5 protein-coding genes are annotated in these 4758 nt (G+C 42.8%); all 5 read left to right on the top strand.

Annotated features, from left to right (window positions below):
- On the top strand, positions 1-925 hold a 925-nt coding region (locus ACRCJ0_RS09540), incomplete at its 5' end, for an amidophosphoribosyltransferase (protein ID WP_431390295.1).
- Between the two features lie 30 nt (positions 926-955).
- Positions 956-1981: a phosphoribosylformylglycinamidine cyclo-ligase gene (gene purM / locus ACRCJ0_RS09535; protein WP_431390294.1), complete on the top strand. Its 1026-nt coding sequence runs from the start codon at positions 956-958 to the stop codon at positions 1979-1981.
- Positions 1978-2541 carry a phosphoribosylglycinamide formyltransferase gene (purN, locus tag ACRCJ0_RS09530; protein WP_431390293.1) on the top strand — a complete coding sequence of 188 codons (564 nt, stop codon included), beginning with the start codon at positions 1978-1980 and terminating at the stop codon, positions 2539-2541. The genes purM and purN overlap by 4 nt, the downstream gene beginning before the upstream one ends.
- 51 nt (positions 2542-2592) lie before the next feature.
- Positions 2593-4113, top strand: a complete 1521-nt coding sequence (gene purH / locus ACRCJ0_RS09525; protein ID WP_431390292.1) for a bifunctional phosphoribosylaminoimidazolecarboxamide formyltransferase/IMP cyclohydrolase — start codon at positions 2593-2595, stop codon at positions 4111-4113.
- Between the two features lie 30 nt (positions 4114-4143).
- Positions 4144-4758: phosphoribosylamine--glycine ligase (locus ACRCJ0_RS09520; protein ID WP_431390291.1), on the top strand; the 615-nt coding region annotated here is incomplete at its 3' end.

The following is a 4758-nucleotide window of genomic DNA, read 5'->3' as shown; positions in this document are numbered from 1 at the left end:
TCAAGCTTGTATTGAAGTGCTTGGGCAAGATGTTGAAACAATTAAGGCTTATTTTGAAGCTTTAATCGGGAAATTTACCTTGATTTATATGAACAATGACCGGTTTATCGCCTATAAACATTTGGACGGGATTAAACCTTTAGCCATTGGGAAGATGGACGATACCATCATTGCGAGTTCAGAAACGGCAGCTATTGATTCGATTGCTGGGCACGTGATTCGTGAAATTCAACCGGGTGAATTGTTTATTCAAACAAAAACACAATGTATTTCTTATTACCTATCGGCCAACATGGCAGCAACTGAAAACCTGGATGCCTTCGAGTTTATTTATACGGCGCGTCCAGATTCCATTCTAGACGGGATTTCTGTCTATGATGCGCGTTATCGTTTAGGGGAAACCTTGTGGCAAGAAGACCAATTGCATAAAGGAATTGTGATTGGGGCACCGGAATCGGGTGTGATTTCGTCTATGGGTTACGCTAAGGCGTCAGGATTACCCTATGAGCAAGGATTTGTCCGTAACCGCTATATTGGCCGGACCTTTATCCAGTCATCGCAAACCATTCGCGAACGAAATATTGAAATCAAATTGACCCCAATTAAAAGTATTGTGGCCAACCGTGAAGTCATTTTAATCGATGATTCTATTGTGCGGGGTTCAACTATTAAACGAACGGTCAATACCTTAAAAGAAGCAGGCGCAAGTAAGATTCATGTCCGCATTGCCGCGCCACCAGTTGTGAAGGGTGAATCGATGACGGTGGATATTCCAGACAAGCACCAACTTGTCGCTTACAACCGGACGATTGAGGAAGTGAGAGACCTGATTGGCTGTGACAGCTTGAAATATATTTCTTTAGATGGCTTTCACCGTGCCATCGGGCGCAATAAACTGTATGAACCTTATTTTACTGAAGAATAAGCGACAGATAGAAGATAATAGGAGATCAAAATGGGATTAGATTATAAGTCTGCTGGGGTCAACAAAGAAGCCGGCTACCAGCAGGTGCAATTAATTAAAGACATGATGAAAGCCACTTATACAGATCAGGTGATGACTGAAACGGGTGGCTTTTCAGGTATGGTTGAACTGGGTGCGCCGGATATGAAGGCGCCCGTCTTAGTTTCTGGAACTGACGGGGTGGGGACCAAATTAATGGTGGCCCAAGAAGTTGGTATCCATGACACCGTTGGGATTGACCTTGTTGCGATGTGTGTCAATGACATTATCTGCCAAGGTGCCAAGCCCTTATTTTTCCTTGACTATATTGCAACAGGTAAACTAGTTCCTGGCAAAATGGCCAGCATCGTCCAAGGCGTAGCCGATGGTTGTAAACAAGCTGGTGCTGCCTTAATTGGTGGTGAAACTGCTGAAATGCCAGGTATGTACGGCAAAGATGATTATGATTTGGCTGGATTTGCTGTCGGTCTTGTCGATAAAGAAAAAATCATTTCAGGAAAAGACATCAAAGCGGGCGATATCGCTCTTGCCTTGCCATCTTCAGGCGTCCATTCTAATGGCTTCTCTTTGGTTAGAGCAATATTAGAAAAAAATAAGATTGATTTTAATGATCAATATCGAGATACTAATAAAACGGTGGGCGAAGTTTTACTGACACCCACAAAAATCTATGCTAAAGATGTGCTAGCTTTAATCGAGGCCGTGACTGTCAAAGGGCTAGCCCATATTACAGGCGGTGGTTTATTTGAAAACGTACCGCGTACTTTACCTGAAGGCCTTGGTTTAGCGGTTAACCGTGACCAAATCCCGACGCTAGATATTTTTGACTATTTACAAGATCTAGGCCAGGTGGCAGAGGATGAAATGTTTGGGACCTTTAACATGGGGGTCGGCATGGTCATTTTCCTAGACCCAGCGGATGTTGACAAAGCCTTAAAAGTTTTAGCGGCTAATGACAGCGGCGCCTTTAAATTAGGACAAGTGACGACGCAAGCTGACGGAGTATCTTTTGTATGATTAAAATTGGCGTTTTAATTTCTGGCGGTGGGACTAATCTGCAGGCCATTATAGATGCTTGTGGGTTAGGCGACTTACCAGCTAAAGTGTCAGTGGTCATTTCAAATAAGGCAGATGCTTATGGTTTAGAACGGGCCAAAAAGGCTGGGATTGACCAATTATATACCAATGATGATGAGCAGACTTTAGCGACCTTGCAGGCCTATGACGTGGATATTGTGGTTTTAGCAGGATACTTGAAATTGATTGCCAAAGACCTGGTCCAAGCGTTTGAAGGGCGGATGTTGAATATTCATCCGTCACTTATTCCGGCTTTTTCAGGTAAGGGGTATTACGGGTTGAAAGTCCATCAAGCAGCCATTGATCGCGGAGTTAAAGTAACTGGGGCGACCGTTCATTTAGTTGATGAAAACTTTGATGAGGGGAAAATCTTGATTCAAGAAGTGGTTACTGTTTTGCCCACAGACACTGCAGAAACCTTGCAGGCACGCGTTTTAGCAGTAGAACACAGGATATTGATCACAGCTATTGCTGAGGTCATTAGCGGTCTAGACGGCTAGGTTTAGCTATTAGACGAAGAAAAAATAATACGGAGACATAAGGAGACGAAAATGAAAAGAGCTTTAATTTCTGTTTACGATAAGACTGGTATTGTTGAATTTGCGACCAGATTAGACCAATTAGGTTGGGAAATCATCTCTACAGGTGGGACAAAATCTTTATTAGAAGAGGCTGGAATCAAGGTGATTTCTGTTGAAGAAGTAACCAATTCACCTGAGATTTTACAGGGGCGTGTGAAGACTTTACACCCACATATTCATGGTGGGATCTTGTTCAACCGTGACATTCCTGAACATCAAGAAACAGTTGATGAATTAGGGATTCATGCCATTGATATGGTGATCAACAGCTTATATCCATTTGAAGAAACCGTGAAAAATGCGGCCTCATCTAAGGCAGAAATTATTGAAAAAATCGATGTTGGAGGGCCTTCAATGATCCGTGCAGCAGCTAAAAACTACAAAGACGTCTTAATCGTTACAGACGCAGCGGATTATGATTTAGTTGCTGACGCTTTGGAAAATGACAATAATACCCTTGAATTACGGGAAAACTTAGCTGCAAAAGCCTTCAGATTAACGGCTTTCTATGATGCCATGATTGCTGAGTACTTTACTGGCCTAGCTGATGAAAAATTCCCAGAATTATTAACAAAAGCCTTCCGTTATAAGGAAGAATTGCGTTACGGGGAAAATCCCCACCAAGCAGCTGTTTACTATGAAAGTCCGCTTGAAGAAGACTTTGACCTAGAACAATTACATGGGAAACAAATTTCTTACAACAACTACAATGACATGCGGGCCAATATGGACCTTGTCCAAGAGTTTGACGAGCCAGTTTGTGTGGCAGTCAAACATGCCAATCCATGTGGGGTAGCGGTTGCTGATACACCGGCAGAAGCCTACAGAAAAGCATTTGCTGGGGACCCAGTGTCTATTTTCGGTGGGATTATTGGTTTTAACCGCACGGTTGATGCTGAAACAGCTGAAGAATTGTCGAAAATTTTCCTAGAAATTATCGTGGCGCCTGACTTTACGGAAGAAGCTTTTGCCATTTTGGCCAAAAAGAAAAATCTACGTTTAGTTAAATCGACTAAATTAGGCAAATTCAAGGGTAAAGGGACAACTTACAAGGAAACAGTAGGTGGCTTGTTAATCCAAGATAAAGACTTACCAATCTACGCTGAAACAGGACTTGAACTTAAAACAGACCGTCAAGTAACGGACAAAGAGTTAGAAGATATGGACTTCGCTTGGAAAGTGGCTAAACACTGTGCGTCAAACGCCATGGTCATTGCAAAAGACAAACAAACCTACGCTTTAGGCCACGGGGAAGTGCGTCGTGTGTGGGCGCTTGAAGATGCCTTACAACGGTCTGAATTTCCATTAGAAGGGGCAGTTGTCGCTTCAGACGGCTTCTTCTTCCCAGATACCATCGATAGTTTACATGAATATGGCATTAAAGCCATCGTACAACCAGGTGGTTCTGTCCAAGATGAGAAAGTGATTCAAGCAGCTAAAGATTACGATATTTCAGTTGTGTTCACTGGCATGCGTCATTTCAAACACTAATGACGAGCTGTTAATTCCTAAGGAGAAATCATGAAAATTTTAATTATTGGTGCTGGTGGTAGAGAACATGCCATTGCTTGGAAATTGGCCCAGTCCGACCGACCAGTTGATATTTTTCTAGCACCTGGAAATGCAGGTACGGCAAGTGAGTATACCAATGTCCCAATCGACGTGATGGACTTTGACCGCTTACTTGATTTTGCCTTAACTGAGGCCATCGATCTGGTGATTGTAGGGCCAGAAGATCCGCTTTGTGCCGGCATTGTGGATGTCTTTAAAGATGTTGGTATTGCTGTTTTTGGACCTGACAAAATCAGTGCCCAACTAGAAGCTAGCAAGGATTTGACCAAGCAATTTTTGAATAAATATCAAATTCCAACTGCCAACTCTTTTACCACAGCTGACTTTGACCAAGCCAAGGACTATATCAACCAAGCTGACCTGCCAATCGTTATTAAGGCGGACGGTTTATGCAAAGGTAAGGGCGTCGTGATTTGTCAAAGTCTTGAAGAGGCAGAGGGCACTTTAAAAGACATGTTGCTTGATCAAAGTTTCGGAGATTCCGCTAGCCAAGTCGTTATTGAAGACTATTTAGATGGCTATGAGCAGTCACTTTTATGTTTCGTGTCCAATAACCAATTGGTG

The sequence above is a fragment of the Aerococcus sp. L_32 genome (assembly GCF_050689315.1).
The sequence above is the reverse complement of the archived record's forward strand: the minus strand, read 5'-3'. Positions and strand labels throughout refer to the sequence as shown.

Coding starts and splice junctions, on each gene's coding strand:
- purM (WP_431390294.1), top strand. CDS start 956: ATGGGATTAGATTATAAGTCTGCTGGGGTCAACAAAGAAGCCGGCTAC.
- purN (WP_431390293.1), top strand. CDS start 1,978: ATGATTAAAATTGGCGTTTTAATTTCTGGCGGTGGGACTAATCTGCAG.
- purH (WP_431390292.1), top strand. CDS start 2,593: ATGAAAAGAGCTTTAATTTCTGTTTACGATAAGACTGGTATTGTTGAA.